This is a genomic window from Streptomyces cyaneofuscatus (assembly GCF_042718795.1).
Classification (GTDB): Bacteria; Actinomycetota; Actinomycetes; order Streptomycetales; family Streptomycetaceae; genus Streptomyces; species Streptomyces cyaneofuscatus_A.
In genome coordinates this window covers 15,550-37,923 of the sequence record NZ_JBHXOX010000018.1, presented here as the reverse complement: position 1 = coordinate 37,923, position 22,374 = coordinate 15,550, and the positions used below count along the sequence as shown (strand labels likewise).

22 protein-coding genes are annotated in these 22,374 nt (G+C 70.8%); 7 read left to right on the top strand and 15 right to left on the bottom strand.

Features of this window, described 5'->3' with window-relative positions; genetic code table 11:
* Nucleotides 1-16: 16 nt before the first annotated feature.
* Both ACFWRT_RS21285 and ACFWRT_RS21280 read right to left on the bottom strand, forming a co-directional pair.
* Complete coding sequence (locus ACFWRT_RS21285; RefSeq protein ID WP_380950337.1) at nt 17-1,945, bottom strand: AMP-dependent synthetase/ligase; 1,929 nt, start codon at nt 1,943-1,945, stop codon at nt 17-19.
* A gap of 74 nt (nt 1,946-2,019) precedes the next feature.
* Nucleotides 2,020-3,279 carry an acetyl-CoA C-acetyltransferase gene (locus tag ACFWRT_RS21280; protein ID WP_380950338.1) on the bottom strand — a complete coding sequence of 420 codons (1,260 nt, stop codon included), beginning with the start codon at nt 3,277-3,279 and terminating at the stop codon, nt 2,020-2,022.
* Nucleotides 3,280-3,433: 154 nt separating this feature from the next.
* Here ACFWRT_RS21280 and ACFWRT_RS21275 point away from each other — a divergent pair, with 154 nt between their 5' ends.
* The 3 genes from ACFWRT_RS21275 to ACFWRT_RS21265 are packed head-to-tail and all read left to right on the top strand — an operon-like array spanning nt 3,434 to nt 6,100.
* Complete coding sequence (locus tag ACFWRT_RS21275; RefSeq protein WP_380950339.1) at nt 3,434-4,777, top strand: 3-oxoacyl-ACP reductase; 1,344 nt, start codon at nt 3,434-3,436, stop codon at nt 4,775-4,777.
* 5 nt (nt 4,778-4,782) lie between these two features.
* Entirely contained in the window at nt 4,783-5,676 is an 894-nt protein-coding gene (locus ACFWRT_RS21270; RefSeq protein WP_380950387.1) for a MaoC family dehydratase, read from the top strand.
* Between the two features lie 40 nt (nt 5,677-5,716).
* Entirely contained in the window at nt 5,717-6,100 is a 384-nt protein-coding gene (locus tag ACFWRT_RS21265) for a VOC family protein (RefSeq protein WP_380950340.1), read from the top strand.
* A 15-nt stretch (nt 6,101-6,115) separates the two neighbouring features.
* Here the strand turns inward: ACFWRT_RS21265 and ACFWRT_RS21260 are convergent, their stop codons facing one another.
* From ACFWRT_RS21260 to ACFWRT_RS21235, 6 genes are all read right to left on the bottom strand, one after another.
* On the bottom strand, nt 6,116-6,766 hold the full coding sequence (locus tag ACFWRT_RS21260; RefSeq protein ID WP_380950341.1) for a TetR/AcrR family transcriptional regulator: 651 nt from the start codon (nt 6,764-6,766) through the stop codon (nt 6,116-6,118).
* A gap of 233 nt (nt 6,767-6,999) precedes the next feature.
* A complete protein-coding gene (locus ACFWRT_RS21255; protein ID WP_380950343.1) occupies nt 7,000-8,397 on the bottom strand; it encodes a dicarboxylate/amino acid:cation symporter in 1,398 nt (465 codons plus the stop codon).
* 435 nt (nt 8,398-8,832) lie between these two features.
* A complete protein-coding gene (locus tag ACFWRT_RS21250; RefSeq protein ID WP_380950345.1) occupies nt 8,833-9,126 on the bottom strand; it encodes a DUF4229 domain-containing protein in 294 nt (97 codons plus the stop codon).
* Between the two features lie 102 nt (nt 9,127-9,228).
* A complete protein-coding gene (locus ACFWRT_RS21245; RefSeq protein ID WP_380950346.1) occupies nt 9,229-9,765 on the bottom strand; it encodes a GNAT family N-acetyltransferase in 537 nt (178 codons plus the stop codon).
* Nucleotides 9,766-9,884: 119 nt separating this feature from the next.
* Entirely contained in the window at nt 9,885-11,048 is a 1,164-nt protein-coding gene (gene mqnE, locus ACFWRT_RS21240; protein ID WP_380950347.1) for an aminofutalosine synthase MqnE, read from the bottom strand.
* Between the two features lie 94 nt (nt 11,049-11,142).
* On the bottom strand, nt 11,143-11,598 hold the full coding sequence (locus tag ACFWRT_RS21235) for an Lrp/AsnC family transcriptional regulator (protein ID WP_010063935.1): 456 nt from the start codon (nt 11,596-11,598) through the stop codon (nt 11,143-11,145).
* 121 nt (nt 11,599-11,719) lie between these two features.
* On the opposite strand from ACFWRT_RS21235, the gene ACFWRT_RS21230 reads away from it, so the two are divergent.
* The gene (locus ACFWRT_RS21230; protein WP_018512700.1) at nt 11,720-11,866 is read left to right on the top strand and encodes a hypothetical protein; all 147 of its coding nucleotides are present in this window, start codon (nt 11,720-11,722) and stop codon (nt 11,864-11,866) included.
* 40 nt (nt 11,867-11,906) lie between these two features.
* Here ACFWRT_RS21230 and ACFWRT_RS21225 read toward each other — a convergent pair whose 3' ends face one another.
* Nucleotides 11,907-12,590, bottom strand: a complete 684-nt coding sequence (locus tag ACFWRT_RS21225) for a UbiX family flavin prenyltransferase (protein WP_380950348.1) — start codon at nt 12,588-12,590, stop codon at nt 11,907-11,909.
* Nucleotides 12,591-12,710: 120 nt separating this feature from the next.
* Between ACFWRT_RS21225 and ACFWRT_RS21220 the strand changes: the two genes are divergently transcribed.
* Nucleotides 12,711-13,343 carry a rhomboid family intramembrane serine protease gene (locus ACFWRT_RS21220; protein ID WP_380950388.1) on the top strand — a complete coding sequence of 211 codons (633 nt, stop codon included), beginning with the start codon at nt 12,711-12,713 and terminating at the stop codon, nt 13,341-13,343.
* Between the two features lie 21 nt (nt 13,344-13,364).
* On the opposite strand, the gene mqnP is transcribed toward ACFWRT_RS21220, so the two are convergent.
* Both mqnP and ACFWRT_RS21210 read right to left on the bottom strand, forming a co-directional pair.
* Entirely contained in the window at nt 13,365-14,285 is a 921-nt protein-coding gene (mqnP, locus tag ACFWRT_RS21215) for a menaquinone biosynthesis prenyltransferase MqnP (protein WP_380950349.1), read from the bottom strand.
* Entirely contained in the window at nt 14,282-15,739 is a 1,458-nt protein-coding gene (locus ACFWRT_RS21210; RefSeq protein WP_380950350.1) for a menaquinone biosynthesis decarboxylase, read from the bottom strand. Before ACFWRT_RS21210 ends, mqnP begins: the two co-directional genes overlap by 4 nt.
* Before the next feature lie 157 nt (nt 15,740-15,896).
* Between ACFWRT_RS21210 and ACFWRT_RS21205 the strand changes: the two genes are divergently transcribed.
* Together ACFWRT_RS21205 and ACFWRT_RS21200 are read left to right on the top strand one after the other, a co-directional pair.
* Complete coding sequence (locus tag ACFWRT_RS21205) at nt 15,897-16,307, top strand: PLD nuclease N-terminal domain-containing protein (protein ID WP_380950389.1); 411 nt, start codon at nt 15,897-15,899, stop codon at nt 16,305-16,307.
* Between the two features lie 143 nt (nt 16,308-16,450).
* Nucleotides 16,451-17,788 carry an aldehyde dehydrogenase family protein gene (locus ACFWRT_RS21200; RefSeq protein WP_380950351.1) on the top strand — a complete coding sequence of 446 codons (1,338 nt, stop codon included), beginning with the start codon at nt 16,451-16,453 and terminating at the stop codon, nt 17,786-17,788.
* Nucleotides 17,789-17,855: 67 nt separating this feature from the next.
* Here the strand turns inward: ACFWRT_RS21200 and ccsB are convergent, their stop codons facing one another.
* The 4 genes from ccsB to ACFWRT_RS21180 are packed head-to-tail and all read right to left on the bottom strand — an operon-like array spanning nt 17,856 to nt 22,353.
* Nucleotides 17,856-18,938, bottom strand: coding sequence for a c-type cytochrome biogenesis protein CcsB (gene ccsB, locus ACFWRT_RS21195; protein WP_380950352.1), 1,083 nt, complete (start codon nt 18,936-18,938; stop codon nt 17,856-17,858).
* The gene (resB, locus tag ACFWRT_RS21190) at nt 18,935-20,893 is read right to left on the bottom strand and encodes a cytochrome c biogenesis protein ResB (RefSeq protein WP_380950353.1); all 1,959 of its coding nucleotides are present in this window, start codon (nt 20,891-20,893) and stop codon (nt 18,935-18,937) included. Before resB ends, ccsB begins: the two co-directional genes overlap by 4 nt.
* A gap of 4 nt (nt 20,894-20,897) precedes the next feature.
* Nucleotides 20,898-21,713 carry a cytochrome c biogenesis CcdA family protein gene (locus ACFWRT_RS21185; RefSeq protein WP_380950390.1) on the bottom strand — a complete coding sequence of 272 codons (816 nt, stop codon included), beginning with the start codon at nt 21,711-21,713 and terminating at the stop codon, nt 20,898-20,900.
* A 37-nt stretch (nt 21,714-21,750) separates the two neighbouring features.
* Complete coding sequence (locus tag ACFWRT_RS21180) at nt 21,751-22,353, bottom strand: TlpA family protein disulfide reductase (RefSeq protein ID WP_380950354.1); 603 nt, start codon at nt 22,351-22,353, stop codon at nt 21,751-21,753.
* Nucleotides 22,354-22,374 lie beyond the last annotated feature (21 nt).

Here is a 22,374-nt window from a genome sequence, read left to right as displayed (position 1 = left end):
CCATCCGGTCGGCTGCTCACCTCCTCCGGTACAACCCCTCGATCTCCTCCGCGAAGTCCCGCGCGATCGCGTCCCGCTTCAGCTTCAGCGACGGCGTCAAGTGGCCCCGCTCCTCCGTGAAGTCCACCGGCAGGACCGTGAACTTGCGGATCGACTCCGCCCGCGACACCAGGCGGTTCGCCTCGTCCACCGCCTTCTGGAGCGACGCGCGCAGCTCCTCGTCGTGGACCAACTCCCTCAGCGGCACGTCCTGTTTCTTCACCATCTGGCGCCAGTGCTGGAGGCCGTCCGGCTCCAGGGTGATCAGGGCCGTGATGTACGAGCGGTTGTCGCCGACCACCATGCACTGGCTGACCAAGGGGTGCGCGCGGAGCCAGTCCTCCAAGGGGGCGGGGGTGACGTTCTTGCCGCCCGACGTGATGATGATGTCCTTCTTGCGGCCCGTGATCGTCAGGTAGCCGTCCTCGTCCAGCGCGCCCAGGTCGCCCGTCGGGAACCAGTCGCCGTCCAGGAGGTGCGGGACCGGCTCCGCGCGTTCGGTGTCCCAGTAGCCCCGGAACACCTGGCCGCCCCGCAGCAGCACCTCGCCGTCGTCCGCGATGCGTACCGACGTCCCTGGAAGCGGCCAACCCACCGTTCCCAGGCGGGGTTTGAGGGGCGGGGTGACCGTGTGGGCCGCCGTCGTCTCCGTGAGGCCGTACCCCTCGAAGATGCCGATGCCCGCGCCCTCGTAGAAGGCGGCGAGCCGGCGGCCCAGCGGGGAGCCGCCGCAGATCACGTACCGGACCCTGCCGCCCAGCGCCGCCCGGATACGGCGGTAGACCAGCGGGTCGTACAGGGCGCGGGCCGCGCGCAGGCCGAAGCCGGGGCCGGGGCCCGTACCGTGTTCGGCGGCCTCAACCGCCTTGCCGTAGCGCTGCGCTATGCGGGCCGCTCGGTCGAACGACGAGGCCCGGCCCATCTTCTCCGCCGTCGCCCGGCCCGTGTTGTAGACCTTCTCCAGTACGTACGGGATGGCGAGCAGGAACGTCGGGCGGAAGCCCGCCAGGTCGGCCAGGAGGTCGTCCGTCTGGATGGACGGGGCATGGCCGAGGCGCACCCGCGCCCGCAGGCAGCCGATCGCCACCATCCTCCCGAAGACGTGCGAGAGCGGGAGGAAGAGGAGCGTGGACGCCGGGTCCTTCGAGACCGACTTGAAGACCGGATGGAGGAGTTCGATCGCGTTGTCCACCTCGGCGAAGAAGTTGCCGTGGGTGAGGACACAGCCCTTGGGGCGGCCCGTCGTGCCCGAGGTGTAGATGAGCGTGGCGGGGGATTCCGGTTCCAAGGTCGCCCGGCGGGCCGCCACCGCCGCGTCGGGGATGTCCTTGCCGAGGGATTTCAGGTGGCCGATCGCACCCGTGTCGAACTGCCACAGATGTGCCAGTCCGGCCAACTGCTTGCGCTCCTGGCTGATCAGGCGGCCCTGCTCCTTCGTCTCCACCGCGCACGCCACCGCGCCCGAGTCCTGGAGGATCCAGCGGGCCTGGAAGGCGGAGGAGGTCGGGTAGATGGGGACCGTCACCAGGCCGGCCGCCCAGGACGCGAAGTCCAGCAGCGTCCACTCGTACGTCGTACGGGCCATGATCGCGACCCGGTCGCCCGCCCGCAGCCCCTCCGCCATCAGGCCCTTCGCCACCGCCAGCACCTCGGCGGCGAACTCGGCGGCGGTCACGTCGTGCCACGTGGAGTCGGCGTCCTTGCGGCTCAACACCGCCTCCGCCGGGGCCTCGCGGGCGTTGTCGAACGGGATCTCCGCCAGCGAACCCCGCAGGACCGGGGGCGCGAACGCCGGTACGGAGACCTCCTGGACCCGGCCGTCCTGGCCTCTCGTCTTCGTCGGTTCCACCAGGGTGGGCGCGGTGGGCGTGGATCCGGAGGTCAGGGCGGATGAAGGCGTTGACACGTGCGGCTCCTCAGTGGCGGGGGTCGGGCGGGTCTTCGTCGCCGGGTCGTCCGTCCGGCAGATCACCGACGTGCTCAGGGGCGTTCCAGGATGGCCGTCACCCCCTGGCCGCCCGCCGCGCAGACCGAGATCAGGCCCCGTCCCGGGGCCTCCCGTTCCGCCAGCAGCTTGGCCAGCGTCGCGACGATCCGGGCGCCCGTGGCGGCGAAGGGGTGGCCGGTGGCCAGCGAGGAGCCGGCCACGTTCAGACGGGTCCGGTCCAGCGGCGACAGGCCCTGCTGCTCCCAGGCGGCGAGGGTGGCCAGCACCTGGGAGGCGAACGCCTCGTGGATCTCGTACAGGTCGAAGTCCTCGATGCCCAGGCCCGCCCGCTCCAGCAGGCGCGGCGCCGCGTACGCCGGGGCCATGAGGAGGCCGTCGTCGCCGTCCACGTAGTCCACCGCCGCCGTCTCGTAGAGGGTGAGGTAGGCCAGGGGCTCGAAGCCGCGCTCCCGCGCCCACTCCTCGCTCGCCAGCAGGACCGTCGCCGCGCCGTCCGTGAGCGGCGTCGAATTGCCCGCCGTCATGGTGGGGTTGGGGCCGGATGTGCCGAACACCGGTTTCAGGGCGGCCAGTTTCTCGGCCGTCGAATCCGGGCGGAGGTTCTGGTCGCGGGTCAGGCCCCGGTACGGGACGACGAGGTCGTCCAGGAAGCCGCGTTCGTACGCCGCCGCCAGGCGCTGGTGGCTCGTGGCCGCCAGGCGGTCCTGGTCCTCGCGGGTCACGGCCCAGTGGCGGGCGGTGCGGGCCGCGTGTTCACCCATGGACAGGCCGGTGCGCGGCTCGGCGTTGCGCGGGATGTCGGGGACGAGGTGGCGGGGGCGTACGGCGGACAGGACCTTGAGGCGGGCGCCCGTCGTCCTCGCGCGGCGGGCGGCGAGCAGGATGCGGCGCAGGTCGTCGTTGACGCCGAGCGGGGCGTCGCTCGTCGTGTCGGAGCCGCCCGCGATGGCCGAGTCCACGGCCCCCAGGGCGATCTTGTTGGCGGCGGCGATCACGGCCTGGAGGCCCGTACCGCAGGCCTGCTGGATGTCGTACGCCGGTGTGCGCGGGTCCAGCGCGGAGCCGAGGACGGTCTCGCGGGCCAGGTTGAAGTCGCGGCTGTGCTTGAGGACCGCGCCCGCCACGAACTCCCCGACCCGCTGGCCCGCCAGGCCGTACCGCTCGACCAGCCCGCCGAGCGCGGCAGTGAGCAGGTCCTGGTTGGAGGCGGTCGCGTACGGGCCGTCCGAGCGGGCGAAGGGGGTACGGCTGCCGCCGATGACCGCTACGCGGCGGGGGGCGGGGATGCTCATGCGGTCCGTCCGGGGGCGAGCCGTCCAGGGGCGGTCTGTCCAACGGCGTTCCGTCCAACGGCGGTCCGTCCGGGATTGTTCATCTCGACCAGCTCCTGACTCTTGAGTAACCTTACTCCGAAGTAAATCTACGACCGAGCAGGGAGTCAGGACAATGGCCGATCGCTATCTGCACCTCACCGGCACAGCGCCCGGCCGCTTCCTCACCCGCCGCCTCGGCCTCCCGCAGCCCGCCCCGCTGCGCCGCTGGACCCTGGAGACCCCGCACCTGGACGGGCCGCTGCTGCACCTGACGGCCGGGGTGCCGACGGTCACGGAGGTGGCGGAGACGCTTTCCCGGGCCGGGCTCCCGGTGGTGAGCCGTTCCGACCGGCCCGCCGCGATCGTCCTCGACGCCACCGGGGTCGCCACCGCCGCCGGGCTCGGGGACGTCCACGCAGCCCTGCACCCGGTCGTCCGGTCCCTCGCGCCGGGCGGGCGGATCGTCGTCCTCGGTACGGTGCCGTCGCCCGACGACCACCACCAGGCCGCCGCCCAGCAGGCGTTGGAGGGGTTCGTCCGGTCCCTGGGCAAGGAGATCGGGCGCGGCTCGACCGCCCAGCTCGTACGGATTCCCGGTGGGGCGAGCGCCCACGCCGCCGAGTCCACCCTCCGCTTCCTGCTCTCGCCCCGCTCCGCCTACGTCAGCGGCCAGGTCATCGAGCTGACCTCCGCCACCCCTGACCAGGCGGCCGACCAGGCCGCCACCCCGGCCCCGGACCCGGCCGCCCCCCTCACCGGCCGCACCGCCCTGGTCACCGGCGCCGCCCGGGGCATCGGCGCGGCCGTCGCCTCAGTGCTCGCCCGCGACGGGGCCCAGGTCATCGCCCTGGACGTACCGGGAGCCCGAGAGGAGCTGGAACGTACCGCCGACCGCCTCGGCGCCACCGCCCTCCCCCTGGACATCACCGCACGCGACGCCGCCGACCGCATCGCCGCAGCCGCACCCGACGGGCTCGGCATCCTCGTCCACAACGCGGGCATCACCCGCGACCGCCGCCTCGCCAACATGCCGGCCGACCGCTGGGCGTCGGTCATCGAGGTCAACCTGGACAGCGTGCTCCGCACCACCGACGAGCTGCTCAAGGCGGGGGCCATCCCGCGCGGCGGCCGGATCGTCGCGACCGCCTCCATCGCGGGCATCGCCGGCAACACCGGGCAGACCAACTACGCCGCCGGCAAGGCCGGAATCATCGGCCTCGTCCGCTCGCTCGGCCCGCGCGCCGCCGCCGACCACGGCGTGACGGTCAACGCGGTCGCGCCCGGCTTCATCGAGACGAAGATGACGGCGGCCGTACCGCTCTTCATCCGCGAGGCGGGCCGCCGCATGAACTCCCTCTCCCAGGGCGGCCTTCCGGTCGATGTCGCCGAGGCCGTCGCCTGGTTCGCCCAGCCCGGCTCCACCGCCGTCAACGGCCAGGTGCTGCGGGTCTGCGGCCAGAGCCTGCTGGGGGCGTGAGCGCGATGACCTCCCTCAGCGCCTCCCTCGTCCGCGGGGCCGTCACCTCGCCGTTCAAGCGCCCCGGCCGGCCGGGCGCCACCCTGCCCACCGACCGCCTCACCCTCCCGGCCGCCCCCGCCACCCCCGGCCGCCTGGCCGCGTACCGCAGGATCTGCGGCTTCCCTGAGACGGAATCCGGACCGCTCCCCCTCACGTACCCCCATGTCCTCGCCTTTCCGCTCGCCATGCGGCTGATGACCGGGCGGGACTTCCCGCTGCCGGTCGTCGGGCTCGTCCACACCTGGATCGAGATCAGCGCCCACCGGCCGGTGCAGCCCGACGACCCCCTCGAACTGACCTTGCACGCAGCCGGGTTGACGCCTCACCGGCGCGGCACCGAGGTCACGATGGTGACCGAGGCACGGGTGGGCGGGGAGCTGGTGTGGGAGTCGCGCAGCGGCTATCTCTCACGGCACGCGCCGAAGGCCGAGACGGCGGCCGCAAGAGTCGGGGAGGAAGCCCCGAAGGGCGAGGCGGGCCTGAAGGCCGAGGAGGCGCAGGCCCCCGCTCTCCCCGCCCTCGCCGAGTGGCGGCTCCCCGGCGATCTCGGCCGGCGGTACGGAGCCGTCTCCGGCGACCGTAATCCGATCCACCTCCACCCGCTCACCGCCCGCCTCTTCGGTTTCCCCCGGGCCATCGCGCACGGCATGTGGACGGTGGCCCGCTGCCTGGCCGAGGCGGACCGGCAGGCCGGTGCACTCCGTGCCGTACGAGCCGAGTTCAGGGCCCCCGTCCTGCTGCCCGCCACCGTGACGTACGCCGCCGACCCGGCCGGAAACGCCTTCATCCTGCGGAGCGCGAGCGGGAATGGGAACGGGCGCGTGCACCTCACGGGGGCGGCGACGCGAGCGCTCTGAGGCAGACCCTTCCGCGCCCCGGGTTCCTACACTGGCCGCCATGGCATGCCGCATCAGTGAACTGGTCATCGAAGCCGCCGACGCCGAGCGGCTCGCCGCCTTCTGGGGCGAGGTCCTCGGCTATGCCGAGATCGGCCGGGAGAGCGACGGGTCCATCGAGATCGGGCCACCGGACACCGGCTTCGGCGGCCCGCAGCCCACCCTCGTCCTGAGCCCCAACAGCGAGCCCCGGACCGGTCAGCTCCGGCTGCACATCGACGTCAGCGCCACCGACCGCGACCAGGACGCCGAGCTGGAGCGCCTCCTCGCCCTGGGCGCCAGGCCCGCCGACGTGGGCCAGACCGGGAACGAGAGCTGGCACGTCCTGTCCGACCCGGAAGGCAACCTGTTCTGCCTCCTGCGCACCCGGCTCCAGCCGCTCTGACCCTCGTACGGACGTCTACGACGCCTCCGCCGGCGGCTGCCACGGCCGGGCGTGCATCAGGTTCTCCAGGCCGGCCCAGGCGAAGTTCATCAGGGTCGCCGCGGCCTCCTTCGCCGAGACGCCCGGGGTGTCGTTGGCCCAGCCCGCCAGCGACTCTGCGGCGCCCACCAGGGCCTGTGCGAGGCCCGCCACATCCCGGTCCGCGAGGGCGGGGTCGCGGTGCGCCTCGCGGGCGGCGGCGCCGATCAGGCCCGTCACGAACGCGACGATCTCGTCGCGCATCACCACGACCTCGCTGATGAACGGCTCCCCGTGGGAACGCGCCTGGCGGTGCAGGACCGCCCAGCCGTCCGGGTTCTCCGCGGTGTGGGTGAAGAACGCCCGCAGCCCCGACCAGAGTTGGCCGTCGGCGGGCAGCTCCGGCTCCACCCCGGCCCGCACCGCCGCCACCAGGGCTTCCGCCTCGCGCCGGATGCAGGCGGAGAACAGGTCCTCCTTGGAGTGCAGGTAGAGGTAGACCAACGGCTTGGAGACGCCCGCCAGCTCCGCGATCTCGTCCATCGACGCGGCTCGGTACCCACGCTGCCCGAAGGTCTGCACCGCGGCGTCCATCATCTGCCGCTCACGCACGGCGCGTGGCATCCGTTTGCTCTTCACCGCACCCATGTCACCGCACCCACATCACTGTGCCCATGCCACCGCACCCACGTCCGACGTCCTCCCCGCCCCACGGCCCTGCTCCCCGGCCGCGAGTCACGGTCCCGCTCCCCGGCCAAGAGTACGGCGCCGGACAGGCCCCCGCCGTACGGAGCCTCCGCGCCTCCGCCCACACGCGAGCGCCCCCGGCCCACCTCGTGAGGTGGGCCGGGGGCGCTCGGACCGTACGGGCGGCCCCGCCGCTAGGCGGTCGCCGGAACCGCGTCCTTCGGTGCTGCGGCGCGGTCGCCGTCCTCGTCCCGGCCGGCGTCGTCGGACGGGCCGAACGCGTCGATCGAGGAGGACGAGGCGGAGTTGTACGCGTCGTGGTCGAGGATCTTCTCGCGGGCCGCGACGATGACCGGGACCAGTGCCTGACCGGCCACGTTGGTGGCGGTGCGGATCATGTCCAGGATCGGGTCGATCGCCAGCAGCAGGCCCACGCCCTCCAGCGGGAGGCCCAGCGTGGAGAGGGTCAGGGTCAGCATGACCGTCGCGCCGGTGAGACCGGCGGTGGCGGCGGAGCCGATCACCGAGACGAACGCGATGAGCAGGTAGTCACCGATGCCCAGCTGGACGTCGAAGATCTGCGCGATGAAGATCGCCGCCAGCGCCGGGTAGATCGCGGCGCAGCCGTCCATCTTCGTGGTCGCCCCGAACGGGACGGCGAAGGAGGTGTACTCCTTCGGAACACCGAGGCGCTCGGTGACCCGCTGGGTGACCGGCATGGTGCCGACCGAGGAGCGGGAGACGAAGGCGAGCTGGATCGCGGGCCAGGCGCCCTTGAAGAACTGGAGCGGGCTGACCTTGGCGACGGTGGCCAGGAGCAGCGGGTAGACGCCGAACATCACCAGGAGGCAGCCGATGTACACGTCGGCGGTGAAGGTCGCGTACTTGCCGATCAGGTCCCAGCCGTAGTCGGCGATGGCGTAGCCGATGAGGCCGACCGTGCCGAGCGGGGCGAGGCGGATGACCCACCACAGGGCCTTCTGGAGCAGCTCCAGGATCGACTGGCTGAGCGTGAGGATCGGCTGGGCCTTGTCACCGAGCTTCAGGGCCGCGACACCGGCGACGGCCGCCATGAAGACGATCTGGAGCACGTTCAGCTCGGTGAACGGCGTGATCACGTCCGTAGGGATGATGCCGGTCAGGAAGTCGATCCAACTGCCCTTGGTCTCGGAGAGCTCACCGTCCTTGGGCGTCAGGCCGGTGCCGGAGCCCGGATTGGTGATCAGGCCGATGGCCAGGCCGATGGCGACCGCGATCAGCGAGGTGATCATGAACCAGAGCAGGGTGCGGGTCGCCAGCCGGGCGGCGTTGTTGACCTTGCGCAGGTTGGTGATCGACACCAGGATCGCGAAGAAGACCAGCGGGGCGACGGCCAGCTTCAGGAGCTGGACGAAGATCGAGCCGATCTGGTCGAGCGTGGTGACGAGCCAGGAGACGTCCTGGCTACGGGCGATCCAGCCGAGCAGCACACCGAGGACCAGACCGGCGACGATCTGGGCCCAGAAGGGGACCTTGGGTATACGCGGACCGGGGCCGGAGCCGGTGGACGGCTGCTCGGCCTCGGGGGCGGCGGACGCGGAATTCGCGGACACGGACACACTCCAGTGGGGACGCATCGGGACGTACGAGGACAGACGTACGGTCGTGCGGTGGAACGGGGACGGGGTCGCGGCGCCCGCGCCAAGGGCGGCGCCGCTGCATGATGCCGTATTCAGACTTCGCGGCAACAGACCGCGGACATACAGCGGCAGAGATCGACATGCAGGCGCGCCACGAGCGGGATGCTCGCGGCATGGCGGAGGCGCACTGCTGTCTTCATGTCGAACACGTTAACACTTGAACTTTGGGAACCTCAAAGCCTTTCTTTGACCATGAGACATGGGTGAGACGGGCAGGAGGCGGGAAAAACGCCTTCCGGTGGCCCGGAAACGGCAAAAGCCCCGGTACGGGAGCGGCTGCTCCGGTCCGGGGCCCTGCGGGATGGCGTCACGGGGCGCGCCCGGCGGCGGGCGCGCGTGTGAGGAAGCTTACTGAACGGCGTCCTCGCGGGTGCGGTTGGCGTCGAGGCGGGCCTTCGTCCGGTCGACCTTGGTGACGATCTGCTCGGACATCTCGTCGCGCTGCTTGCGCAGCAGTACGAAGCTCAGCGGGGCGGAGAGGACGAGGCCGAGCAGCATCACCCAGACGAAGTTGGAGCCGCCGAGACCGGAGGGCACCACCCCGAAGTGGACGGCGACACCGGCGACGAAGAAGCAGCCCACGAAGATCAACAGACGCAACGCCGTGTACCGGATCATCGCGCTCGGCTTGGCAGCGGACACGGCAGGCCCTCTCTCTTCCCGTGGACTCTCGGTCTCTTCACGCACTCGGTCTCTTCACACACTCCTGCCCGTCCAGTGAAGCATGGCCCGAATTCTCAGGGTTCAGGGGGTTCCCGGTCCCAGCGGGAGCAGCATGACGATGTCGTCGCGGTCGTCGCCCGGGGCGACCCGGATACCGCCCGGGACCCGGCCGACCTCCTTGTACCCGCAGGCGGCGTAGAAGCGGTCGGCGCCGGTGCCGCCGCGGCAGGTGAGGCGGATCGCCTCGATGCCCTCGATGGAGCGGGCCGCGTCAGCGGTGGCGGCCATGAGGTCGCGGCCGTACCCCTTGCCCTGGTGGCGGGGGTGGACCATCACGGTGTAGAGCCAGAGCCAGTGCCGCAGCAGCCGGTGGTCGTTGAGGGTGAGGAAGGCGGTGGCGGCGACCTCTCCGTCCTCGTCGCGGCCGACGAGCAGCCGGGTACGGCCCTGCTCGATGGCGACGAGGTGCTTGAGCAGGTCGGGCCGGATCTCCTCGGCCGTGACCGGCGGGACGAAGCCTACGGCGCCGCCCGCGTTGGTGACGTCGGCCCACAGGGCGGTGATGCCGTCGCGCAGGGTCGGCGAGAACGCGGGATCCAACTCGAAGGTAAGTGGCATAGAGGCAGACTAACCATTACCTAACTATCAGCTCAACCCGGTCCGGAACGCGAGAAAGCCCCGGCCGGGGACGGTGGCCGGGGCTCTCGTACATCAGACTCGTACGTCAGAGAGGTGCGTCAGACCCGCATCGGCTGCGGCGACTCGCGCCGGTCCGCCTCCGGGCCCGGGTACTCGCGCAGGATCTCGTACCGCGTGTTCCGCTCGACCGGCCGGAAACCGGCGTCGCGGATCAGGTCGAGCAGGTCCTCACGGCCGAGCTTGTTCGGCGTACCGAAGTCGTCGGCGTCATGCGTGATCTTGTACTCGACGACGGAGCCGTCCATGTCGTCCGCGCCGTGCTGGAGCGCGAGCTGCGCGGTCTGCACGCCGTGCATCACCCAGAACACCTTGACGTGCGGCACGTTGTCGAACAGCAGCCGGGAGACGGCGAAGGTCTTCAGCGCCTCGGCGCCGGTCGCCATCGTCGTCCGCGCCTGGAGCTTGTTGCGGACCTTGCCGTCCTTCATGTCCACGAAGTCGTGCTGGTAGCGCAGCGGGATGAAGACCTGGAAGCCGCCGGTCTCGTCCTGCATCTCCCGCAGCCGCAGCACATGGTCGACGCGGTGACGGGGCTCCTCGATGTGCCCGTACAGCATCGTCGCCGGGGTCTTGAGCCCCTTCTCGTGCGCGAGGCGGTGGATGCGCGACCAGTCCTCCCAGTGGGTGCGGTGGTCGACGATGTGCTGGCGGACCTCCCAGTCGAAGATCTCCGCACCGCCGCCGGTCAGCGACTCCAGACCGGCCGCGATCAGCTCGTCGAGGATCTCGGAGGCCGACAGGCCCGAGATCGTCTCGAAGTGGTGGATCTCCGTCGCCGTGAACGCCTTCAGCGCCACGTCCGGCAGGGCTTCCTTCAGCGCGCTGAGCGAGCGCGGGTAGTAGCGCCACGGGAGGTTGGGGTGCAGGCCGTTGACGATGTGCAGCTCGGTGAGGTTCTCACCCTCCATCGCCTTGGCCAGGCTGACGGCCTCCTCGATCCGCATCGTGTACGCGTCCTTCTCGCCCGGCTTGCGCTGGAACGAGCAGTACGCGCACGAGGCGGTGCACACGTTGGTCATGTTGAGGTGGCGGTTGACGTTGAAGTGCACGACGTCGCCGTTCTTACGGGTGCGCACCTCGTGCGCCAGCCCGCCGAGCCACGCCAGGTCGTCGGACGCGTAGAGCGCGATCCCGTCCTCGCGGGTCAGCCGCTCGCCGGCCCGGACCTTCTGCTCCAGCTCGCGCTTGAGTCCCGCGTCCACCTGGCCGCCTCCCATTCCTCCGTACAAACAGACCCGATCCACCGTACTCCCCCACCCTCCGGGCGGGAGTGGCCCCCTCTACGGCGCTCCGCGCCTACGACTCCTCCGGAAGTTCCCCGACCCGGTTCTCCCACTTGGTGGAGAGCACGATCGTGGTACGGGTCCGGGAGACGCCCTTCGTACCGCTCAGGCGCCGGATCGTCTTCTCCAGGCCGTCCACGTCACCGACCCGGACCTTGAGCATGTACGAGTCGTCGCCCGCGATGAACCAGCAGTCCTCGATCTCCGCGAGGTCCTTCAGCCGGCGCGCCACGTCCTCGTGGTCTGCGGCGTCCGAGAGCGAGATGCCGATCAGCGCGGTGACGCCGAGGCCGAGCGAGGCCGAGTCGACGGTGGCGCGGTAGCCGGTGATGACACCGGCGGTTTCCAGCCGGTTGATGCGGTCGGTGACGCTGGGCCCGGAGAGCCCCACGAGCCGTCCCAGCTCGGCGTACGAGGCCCTGCCGTTCTCTCTGAGGGCCTGGATGAGCTGCCTGTCCACCGCGTCCATATGACTGAAACCTTCCATTGTTCAGCAGTACCGCGAGTCTACGTGTAGAATCTAAGGCATGCAGGGCCCACACCCTGCAAATCTTCTAGAACATCCAAGAAAAGCTTTCGAATCTTCAGGAGTGAACTTCACCGTGTACACGATCGAGATGGCCTACGCCCGGATGCGCGAGCTGCAGGACCTGGCCAACCGCTCGCGTGCCCACCAGCCCGCCGCCGCGCACCGCGTGGACAAGACCCGCGCCCCGCGCACCACCAAGAAGCGCTGACCCGGACCTTCCGGTCCGCTCGGTCCTCCGGGCCGGGCCCTCACCCAGCCGGGCTGCGGGAGCCGCCACCGAGCTCTCCCTCCCAGCGGCGGTACAGCCGGTGTTCCACCCCGGCCGCGTCCAGCACCCGCCCCGCGACGAAGTCCACCAGGTCCTGGATGTGCGTCGCGCCCGCGTAGAACGCCGGAGAGGCGGGCAGCACGACCGCGCCCGCCTCGTCCAGGGCCACCATCTGCTTCAGCGTCTGGCCGCTCAGCGGGGTCTCGCGCACCGCGACGACGAGCGGCCGGCGCTCCTTGAGCGTCACGCTCGCGGCCCGCTGGAGCAGGTCCTTCGACAGTCCGAGCGCCACTCCGGCCACACAGGCCGTCGAGGCCGGCACGATGAGCATCCCCTGCGCCGGGTACGACCCGGAGGACGGCCCGGCGGCCAGATCACCGGCCGGCCAGTGGCGTACGCGCTCCAGCTCCGCATCGCCCACCGTGAAGGCGTCCGGCTTCCCGTCGGCGCCGCGTTCCAGCCAACACCGCAGGTCCTCGCGCCAGTGCGCGTCCCGGAACGCGATGCCGGTCTCGTCCAGCAGGGTGAGCCGCGAGGCCCGGCTCACCACCAGGTCCACGCTCTCGCCGCCCGCGAGCAGCCCGCGCAGGACGGCGGCCGCGAAGGGGGTACCCGAAGCACCGGATACCCCGACAATCCAAGGCCGCCGCTGCTGATGAGTCACTGAAGTCCCGGATTCCACATCTGCGAGCCTATCCGGCACGCCCTCGCACCCCGCACCCGGAACCGGGCGGCGGCCCGGGACGTTCCACAGATGACGGCAACCCGGGGGCAGGGGCAGACCATGGGCGATTACTGGACGACCGACCGGAACAGCGGCTCCACCACGACCGGCAGCGCACGGGCGCTCACGGCCGGCATCCTCATGGTGGGCTGGGTCGCGCTGCTGTGGATCCTCGAAGGGATCGACGTGGCGACCGGACACGCCCTCGACACCTACGGCATCAGCCCGCGCGAGATGGCCGAGCTGCGTGACGTCATACCCGCCGCGTTCCTGCACAGCGGTTGGGAGCACGTCGCGTCCAACAGCATCCCGCTGCTGGTCCTCGGCTTCATCGCCGCGCTCGGCGGGCTGCGCAGATTCGCCGCCGTCGTCGTGACGATCATCCTGATCAGCGGGGTCGGCGTCTGGCTGACCGCCCCCGCGTTCACGGTGACGCTCGGCGCCTCCGGCGTGGTGTTCGGCCTGCTGGGCTATCTGCTGGTCCGCGGCTTCGTGGACCGCCGCCCCCGGGACGTCCTCATAGGCATCGGCGTCGCCGTGGTCTACGGCTCGCTGCTCTGGGGCGTCCTGCCCACCGACTCGGGCGTCAGTTGGCAGGGCCACCTCTTCGGGCTCATAGGCGGCGTGGCGGCGGCCTTCTTCTTCCGCCGCCCGCCCGCGCGCCGCGGCCCGGACAACCTGGTCACGGTCTGAGCCACGCGCCCGGAACCGGACCTACGGGGTCAGGCCGCGCACCAGCAGGTCCAGCAGCGCGCAGGCGAAGAGCGCCATGCCGATGAAGCCGTTGACCGAGAAGAAGGCGCGGTTCAGCCGGGACAGGTCGTGCGGCCGCACGACGCGGTGCTCGTAGACGAACGCCACCGCGACGATCACCATGCCGATCCAGTAGAAGATCTCGGCGTCCGTCGCCAGGCCGAACCAGACCAGCAGCCCGGTCGTCACCGCATGACAGACTCGCGCGCCCCAGAGCGCCGCCGGGATACCGAAGCGCGCCGGGAAGGAGAGCACCCCGTGGGCCCGGTCGGCAGCCACGTCCTGGCAGGCGAAGATCAGGTCGAAGCCGCCGATCCAGATGCCGACGGCCAGCCCCAGGATCACCGCGTCCCACGACCAGCTACCGGTCACCGCGAGCCAGGCGCCGATCGGCCCGATCGCCTGCGCGAGCCCCAGGATGGCGTGCGGGAAGTTCGTGAACCGCTTGCCGTACGGGTAGACCACCATCGGGACGACCGCGAGCGGCGCCAGCATCAGGCAGAGGGGGTTGAGCAGGGCGGCGGCGCCCAGGAAGACGGCGAGCGCGACGAGCGCCCCCGTCCAGGCCGACTTCACCGACACCGCACCGGTGACCAGCTCGCGGCCCGCCGTGCGCGGGTTACGGGCGTCGATCTCCCGGTCGATGATCCGGTTGGCGGCCATGGCGAACGTCCGCAGCCCCACCATCGCGAGCGTGACGAGCAGCAGGACGCCCCAGTGGATCGTGCCGTCGAGCTGGAACATCGCGGTCAACGCGGCGATGTACGCGAAGGGCAGCGCGAAGACCGAGTGCTCGATCATCACCAGCCGCAGGAACGCCTTCACCTTGCCGCTCGACGGTGCGGGGCCCTGGACGGACGCCGCCTCTGCCGCGCTGCTCACAGTCCGTACTCCTTCCAGCGGCGGTCGACCTTCGCCGCCGTCTCCGGGTCGGACTCGACCATCTCCGGCCAGCCGCCGTCCCGGGTGTAACCCTCGGTGGGCAGCTTCCGGGTGGCGTCGATGCCCGCCTTGCCGCCCCAGAACTGCTGGTAGGAGGCGTGGTCCAGATGGTCGACCGGGCCCTCGGTGACGGTGAGGTCCCGGGCGTAGTCGGTGTTGCCGAGCGCCCGCCAGGCGACCTCGTGCAGATCGTGGACATCGCAGTCCGAGTCGACGACCACGATCAGCTTGGTCAGCGACATCATGTGCGCGCCCCAGATCGCGCTCATCACCTTCTGCGCGTGCTTCGGGTACTTCTTGTCGATCGAGACGATCGCGCAGTTGTGGAAGCCGCCCGCCTCGGGGAGGTGGTAGTCCACGATGTCCGGCACGATGATCTTCAGCAGCGGCAGGAAGAACCGCTCCGTGGCCCGGCCCAGCGGCCCGTCCTCGGTCGGCGGCCGGCCCACCACGATGGACTGGAGCAGCGGCCGCTTCCGCATGGTGACGCAGTCGATGGTCAGTGCGGGGAACGGTTCCTGCGGGGTGTAGAAGCCGGTGTGGTCCCCGAACGGGCCCTCCGGCAGCATCTCGCCCGGCTCCAGCCACCCCTCGATGACGACCTCGGCCTGGGCCGGGACCTGGAGCGGCACGGTCTTGCAGTCGACCATCTCGATCCGCTTGCCCTGGACGAACCCGGCGAAGAGGTACTCGTCGATGTCCCCCGGCAGCGGTGCGGTGGAGGCGTACGTCACGGCGGGCGGTGCACCGAAGGCGATGGCGACGGGCAGCCGCTCACCGCGCCGGGCGGCGACCTGGTAGTGGTTGGCGGAGTCCTTGTGGATCTGCCAGTGCATCCCGATGGTGCGCTTGTCGTGGCGCTGGAGCCGGTAGAGCCCCAGGTTCCGGACGCCGGTCTCGGGGTGCTTGGTGTGGGTGAGGCCCAGGTTGAAGAAGGAGCCGCCGTCGCCGGGCCAGGTGAAGAGCGCGGGCAGCTTCTCCAGGTCGACCTCGTCGCCCTTCAGCACGACCTCCTGGACCGGCGCGTCGTCCGACTTCACCTTCTTCGGCGGTACGTGGACCATCGAGCCGAGCTTGCCGAAGGCCTCCCGGACGCCGACGAAGCCCTGCGGCAGCTCCGGCTTGAGCAGCCCGCCGATCTTGTCGCTGATGTCGCTGTACGACGTCAGCCCGAGCGCCTTCAGCAGGCGCCGGTCGGTGCCGAAGACGTTCATGGCCAGGGGCATCGAGGAGCCCTTGACGTTCTCGAAGAGGAGGGCGGGGCCGCCCGCCTTGTTCACCCGGTCGACGATCTCGCCGACCTCCAGGTGAGGATCGACCTCGGCCTTGACGCGCTTGAGATCACCATCGCGTTCAAGAGCCCGGAGCAGGGAGCGGAGATCGTCGTAAGCCATGCGGTCCAGTTTGTCATCCCCGCCTCCGCGCCCCCGCCGGGGCTCCCCCGGCTCCGGGCCCCGGATTCACGGCGGCCAGCCGGTACCCTGGCCGCGACACCGGGGAACACCGAGCCCCGCCGCCCGCTCCACTGGGGGACGCGCCATGAGAGCCCTGATGTTCATCCTGCCGCTGGCGCTGATGATCTACGCCTTCATCGACTGCCTGAACACCCCGGAGGAGGACACCAAGCACCTGCCCAAGATCGCCTGGGTCTTCATCATCCTGCTGTTCTGGGTCGTCGGCTCGATCGGCTGGCTCTTCGCGGGCAAGGTGCGGCACAGCGCGGCCGGGGGTGCCGGGTTCTCCTCCTGGCAGCCGGGCGGCAGGCGGCAGCAGTGGGTGGCCCCGGACGACAACCCCGACTTCCTGAAGTCCCTCAAGGACAGCAAGGACGACAAGGCCGCCAAGGCCGACAAGGACAGCAAGGACAGCAAGGACGCCGAGCGCGCGGCCGCCGAGGAAGAGGAGCGGGGACGCCGCGACACCGGCAGCAGCCCCGACGACAAGACCCCGCCAACGTCCTGACGGGCTATTCCTCCTGGCGGGGGTGATGTTTCCGACCGGCGCGGTGGGCGCGTCGGCGCGGTGGCGTCGGCCATCCTCGAAGGGGTAACGCAGCGCGCGTCCTTCTTTTACGGTCACGCGTGACCCTCTTGAGGAGCCCCCACATGCCCGCCACCCCCACCGAGAGCCCCACCGAGTCCCCCGCCGACCTCGTCGCCCGCCTCCGCGCCACCTTCCGCACCGGCCGCACCAAGGACCTCGCCTGGCGCACCGGTCAACTGGAGCGGCTGCGCGCCCTCCTCACCGAGCACGGCGACGACCTCGCGGACGCGCTCCGCGCCGACCTGGGCAAGAGCCGCAAGGAGGCGTACCGGACCGAGATCGACTTCACGGTCCGGGAGATCGACCACACCCTGGAGCACCTCGCCGACTGGCTGCGGCCCGAACCCGCCCCCGTACCGCCTCATCTCGCCCCCACCGGAGCCACCGCGCACACGGTGCTCGACCCGCTCGGGGTCGTCCTGGTCATCGCGCCCTGGAACTACCCGGTGCAGCTCCTGCTCGCCCCGGTCGTCGGCGCCCTGGCCTCCGGGAACTGCGTGGTCGCCAAGCCCAGCGAGCTGGCGCCCGCGACCTCCGCCGCCGTGGCCCGGCTGCTGCCGCAGTACCTCGACACGGACGCGGTCGGGGTCGTCGAAGGCGCGGTCGAGGAGACCACGGCCCTGCTGGAGCAGCACTTCGACCACATCTTCTACACCGGCAACGGCACGGTCGGCCGGATCGTCATGGCCGCCGCCGCCAAGCACCTCACCCCGGTCACCCTGGAGCTCGGCGGCAAGTCCCCGGTCTTCGTCGACCGGGGTACGGACCTGACGGCCGTGGCGGGCCGGCTCGCCTCGGGGAAGTTCCTCAACGCCGGGCAGACCTGTGTGGCCCCCGACTACGTGCTGACCGACCCGGAGACCGCCCCGGCCCTCGCCGAGGCGCTGGCGGGCGCGGTGGAGGGGCTGTTCGGGGCGGACCCGGCCGAGCACCCGGAGTACGGGCGGATCGTGAACGAGCGCCACTTCGACCGGCTCACCGGCCTGCTGGACTCCGGCCGTACGGTGACCGGCGGCGCCCACGACCGGGACACCAAGTACATCGCGCCGACCGTCCTGGCCGAGGTCGCCCCGGACGCGCCCGTGATGGGCGAGGAGATCTTCGGCCCGATCCTGCCGCTGGTCACGGTGGACGGCCTGGACGAGGCGATCGCCTTCATCAACGACCGGGACAAGCCGCTGGCGCTGTACGCGTTCACCGACTCCCCCGCCGTACGGGACCGGCTGCTGGCCGAGACCTCGTCGGGCGGGGTCGGCATCGGCCTGCCGCTGGCCCATCTGACCGTCTTGGACCTGCCGTTCGGCGGGGTCGGCGAGAGCGGCATGGGCAGCTACCACGGCCGCTACTCCCTGGAGACGTTCAGCCACCGCAAGGCGGTCCTGGACACCCCGCTGAGCTGAGGACACGGACGAAGACGCCCCGGACGGTTTCGGATACCGTCCGGGGCGCCTTCTTATGTACGGTCGCTCAGACCCCGGCGTACGAGTGCAGACCGGTGACGAAGATGTTCACGCCGTAGTAGTTGAACAGCCAGCAGGCGAAGGCGACCAGCGCCAGGTAGGCGGCCTTGCGGCCCTTCCAGCCGGCCGTGGCGCGGGCGTGCAGGTAGGCGGCGTAGGCGACCCAGGTGATGAAGGACCAGACCTCCTTGGGGTCCCAGCCCCAGTACCGGCCCCAGGCGTCGCCCGCCCAGATCGCGCCCGCGATGATCGTGAACGTCCAGAGCGGGAAGACCGCCGCGTTGATCCGGTACGCGAACTTGTCCAGCGACGACGCGGAGGGCAGCCGCTCCATGACGGAGGCGGCGAACTTCCCGGGCGTACCGCCGCCCGCGAGCTTGTTCTCGTAGCTGTCGCGGAAGAGGTAGAGCACCGTGCCGACCGCGCCGAGGTAGAAGACCGCGCCGCAGATGATCGCGGTCGAGACGTGGATCCACAGCCAGTAGGAGTGCAGCGCGGGCACCAACTGGTCGCTGTCGGTGTAGAGCGTCGTGGTCGCGATGCCGAGGTCCAGCAGGACCGTGGTGACCAGGGGGAGGCCGATCCAGCGGACGTTCTTCTTCAGCGCGAGCAGCACCAGGTAGGAGCCGACGGCCACGGTGGAGAAGGTGATCGAGAACTCGTACATGTTGGCCCACGGCGCCCGCTGCACCGAGAGGGCGCGGGTGATGACGCCGCCCGCCTCCACGGCGAAGGCCACCACGGTCAGCGAGACCGCGATCCGGCCCCACAGGTCGCCCTTGAACGTGCCACCCGCGGCGCCGGGACCGTCCGGCACGTCGCGGGTCCCGGCGGCGGAGCGGGTGACGACCTTCGGCCGCTCCAGTACGGCGGTGGAGCCGCCCTGGGCGACGACCACCGGGGAGGCGGCGGAACCGCCGGCCGCGGAGCCGGACAGCGCGGCGGCCGTGCGGCCGACCTTGCTGCGGCTGCCGAGGACCCACTCCGCGATGTGCGCGAAGAAGGCCAGGGTGTAGACGGCCATCGACGAATAGATCAGCACATTGCTGGTGTGCGCCAGGCTCTCGTTGGTTGCGGCGGCGAGATTCACTTCTCAGCCCCTTCGGCAGGTGCTTCAGCAGGGTGTACGGGCCGGCTCCCGGCCTCGTTCGTGGCATCGTCGGACGCGGACGTCCCGGGGGCGTCAGGTCCCTTCGGCGCGGCGGGCTTCCCCGGCGCGTCAGGTTCCTTCGGCGCGGCAGGCTTCCCCGGTGCGTCAGGATTCTCCGGCGCGTCAGCATTCTCCGGCGCGTCAGTTTTCTCCGGCGCGGCGGACTTCCCCGGCGCGTCAGGTTTGTCCGGCGCGACCGGCGCCGTCGTGATCAGGGCGGCCGCGAGGTCGCCCAGCTCCTCCGGCAGCTTCGCGGACTCGCTGCGGCCGAGGCCCGCCATCTCCACGACGGTCACCCCGTCCGCGCCCCGGACCGCCCGGACCCAGACCCGGCGGCGCTGGATGAAGAGCGATCCGGCGAGTCCGGCGATGGCGGCGACGGCACCGCCGAGCGCCCAGCCGTTGCCCGGCTGCTGGGAGATCTGGAAGCTCGCCCACTCCTCGATACCGTCGAAGGTGATGGAGCCCTCGCCGTCGGCCAGGTCGAGCTTCTCGCCGGGGCGCAGCATCTTCTTGAGCAGCTCGCCGTCCTCGTCCTTGAACTCCTTCATCTTGGACGTGTCGAGCTGGTACACGTTCTGCGGCAGCCCGGAGTCCACCCCGAGGGAGCCCCGGTAGGCGCTCAGCGCCAGCACGGGGAACTCCGCGCCGGGGAACTGCGAGAACATCTGGCCCTTGCCGTGGCCCGCGAAGGTCGGCACGAAGAAGGCCTTGAAGCCGAGCTGCGTCTTGACGCCGTTCTTGTCGCGGTAGCCGTCCATCACCTTGATCGCGCCGGTGGAGGTGATGTTGTTGTCGATCGGCAGCAGCGGTACGGAGTTCCGCGAGACGACCTTGCCCTTGCCGTCCCGGACGGTGACGACCGGGGCGTAGCCGTGGGCGATCAGATAGACCTTGGTGCCGTCCACGACGAGCGGTTCGTTGACGCGGATGACCCCGTTGCGCTCGGGTCCTTCGGCGCCCTCGGTGTACTTCACCCGGGCTTCGAAGGTGCGGGGTGTGCCGCGCTGCGGGCCGCTCTCCTCGTACGTACCGACGAAGTCGTCCAGGACGAAGCTGAAGGGGGCCAGCGAGTCGGAGTCGTAGAGCGAGCCGGACTTGAAGTCGTCGTACTGGGTGAGCGTGTTGGCGAAGCCGTCGCCCTCCACGACCAGCTTGCCGCCCTCGGACTTGAAGAGCTGCCCGGCGGCGAAGGCCACCAGCATCACGATCAGGGCGATGTGGAAGACGAGGTTCCCGGCCTCGCGGAGGTAGCCCTTCTCGGCGGCGACCGCGTCGCCCACCGCGTGCGCCCGGAAGCGCCGCTTGCCCAGCACGCCGAGGGCCGCCTCGCGGACCGCCTCGGGCTCGGCCTCCGTGCGCCAGGTGGTGTACGCGGGCAGCCGGGTCAGCCGCTTCGGGGCGCCCGGCGGGCGGCTGCGGAGCTGGCCGACGAACTGGCCGGTGCGCGGCACGATGCAGCCGATGAGCGAGACGAACAGCAGGATGTAGATCGCGGAGAACCACACCGAGCTGTAGACGTCGAAGAGCTGGAACTTCTCGTAGATCGGGGAGAGCGTGGTGTGCTGGTCCTTGAAGTTCTGGACCTTCAGGTCGTCCACGCTGGTCTGCGGGATCAGCGAGCCGGGGATGGCGCCGAGGGAGAGCAGGAAGAGCAGGATCAGCGCGACCCGCATCGAGGTGAGCTGGCGCCAGAACCAGCGGACCCAGCCGACCACGCCCATGGCGGGGACACCGCTCCCGGACTCGGTCTCGGGGCGCTCCTCGCGGGGCGCGGTGGAGAGCCGCTCGCCGGCCGCGTGGTCGACGCGCTCCTGCTCGCGCTCGGCCGCGGTCCCGGTCCCGTCGGCGTCGGTACGCGCGCCGGTGTCCGTGCTGCTGTTCGCCTTGCTCATGAACTCAGATCCCCACAACGAAGCCGCTGGACCAGCCCTGCATCTGCTGCATGAGCGTCGCCCACACGCCCGTCAGCAGCAGGAGTCCGGTCACGATCATCATGCCGCCGCCGATCCGCATGACCCAGGCGTAGTGGCGCTTGACCCAGCCGAACGCGCCGAGCGCCTTACGGAACGCGACTGCGGCCAGGATGAACGGGACGCCGAGTCCGAGACAGTACGCGACCGTCAGTATCGCGCCACGTCCGGCGGTGGCGCTCTCGGCGGAGAGGAACAGCACGGAGGAGAGCGTCGGGCCGATGCACGGCGTCCAGCCGATCCCGAACAGGGCGCCCAGCAGCGGTGCTCCGGCCAGTCCGGCCACCGGCCGCTTGTGGAGGCGGAACTCGCGCTGCGTCACTCCCGGCAGGAGCCCCATGAAGAAGATCCCCATGAGGATCATCAGCCCGCCGAGGACCTTGTTGAGCACCTCGGAGTGCATCTGGAGCTCGTCGCCGAAGTAGCCGAAGAGCGCCCCGGTGGAGGCGAACACGGCGGTGAAGCCGAGGACGAAGAGCGAGGCGCCCGCCACCACCCGGCCGCGCCGGGCGTCGGCCAGGTCGGTGCCGCTGACCCCGGTGACGTAACTCAGGTAGCCGGGGACGAGCGGCAGGACGCAGGGCGAGAAGAAGGAGACGAGCCCGGCCAGCAGGGCGATGGGCACGGCCAGCAGCAGGGCCCCGCTGACGACGGTGTCGTTGTACGAGGCCAGCGTGACGGTGCTCACGACGGCGTCGTTGTACGCGGCCGGCGTGAGCGTGCCGTGGTACGCGGCCGGCATGAGCGTGCCGTTGTACGCGGCGAGCGGGATCACCGGATCACTTCTCCGCGATGATCGGGTCGATCATCGCGTGCAGCTGCTCGGCGTCCAGCGGCTGGAGCGTGCGGGCCGCGATCTTCCCCTCCCGGTCGACCACCACGGTGGACGGGATGGCCTTCGGGTTCACGGTGCCCTTGGGGAAGCGGAGGATGAGCTTGCCGATCGGGTCGAAGAAGCTCGGGTAGGTGACCCCGTAGTCCTTCTCGAAGTTGATCGCGGGGTCCTTCTGCGCGTCCCGGGTGTTGATGCCGATGAACTGCACGCCCTGGTCGGCGGTCTCCTCGGCGACCTTGGCGAAGTACTTCGCCTCCAGGCGGCAGGGGCCGCACCAGGAGCCCCAGACGTTGAGCACGACGACCTTGCCCTTGTAGTCGGCGAGGTCGAGCGGCTTGCCGTCCAGGCTCTCGCCCTGGAGCTTCGGAGCGTCGGGGCGCTCCCCCTTCGCGACCGTGGAGATGCCCCCCTTGCCGGTGACGAAGTTGGTGTTGCCGCCGCCCTGGGCCGTGTTGCCGTCCCCGCACGCGGACAGCGTCAGGGCACCGGCTACGGCGGTGGCGGCGAGCAGGGTGAAGCGGCGTCGGGACGGGCGGCCAAAGCTCATGTGAAAAGTTTCGCATGGCAG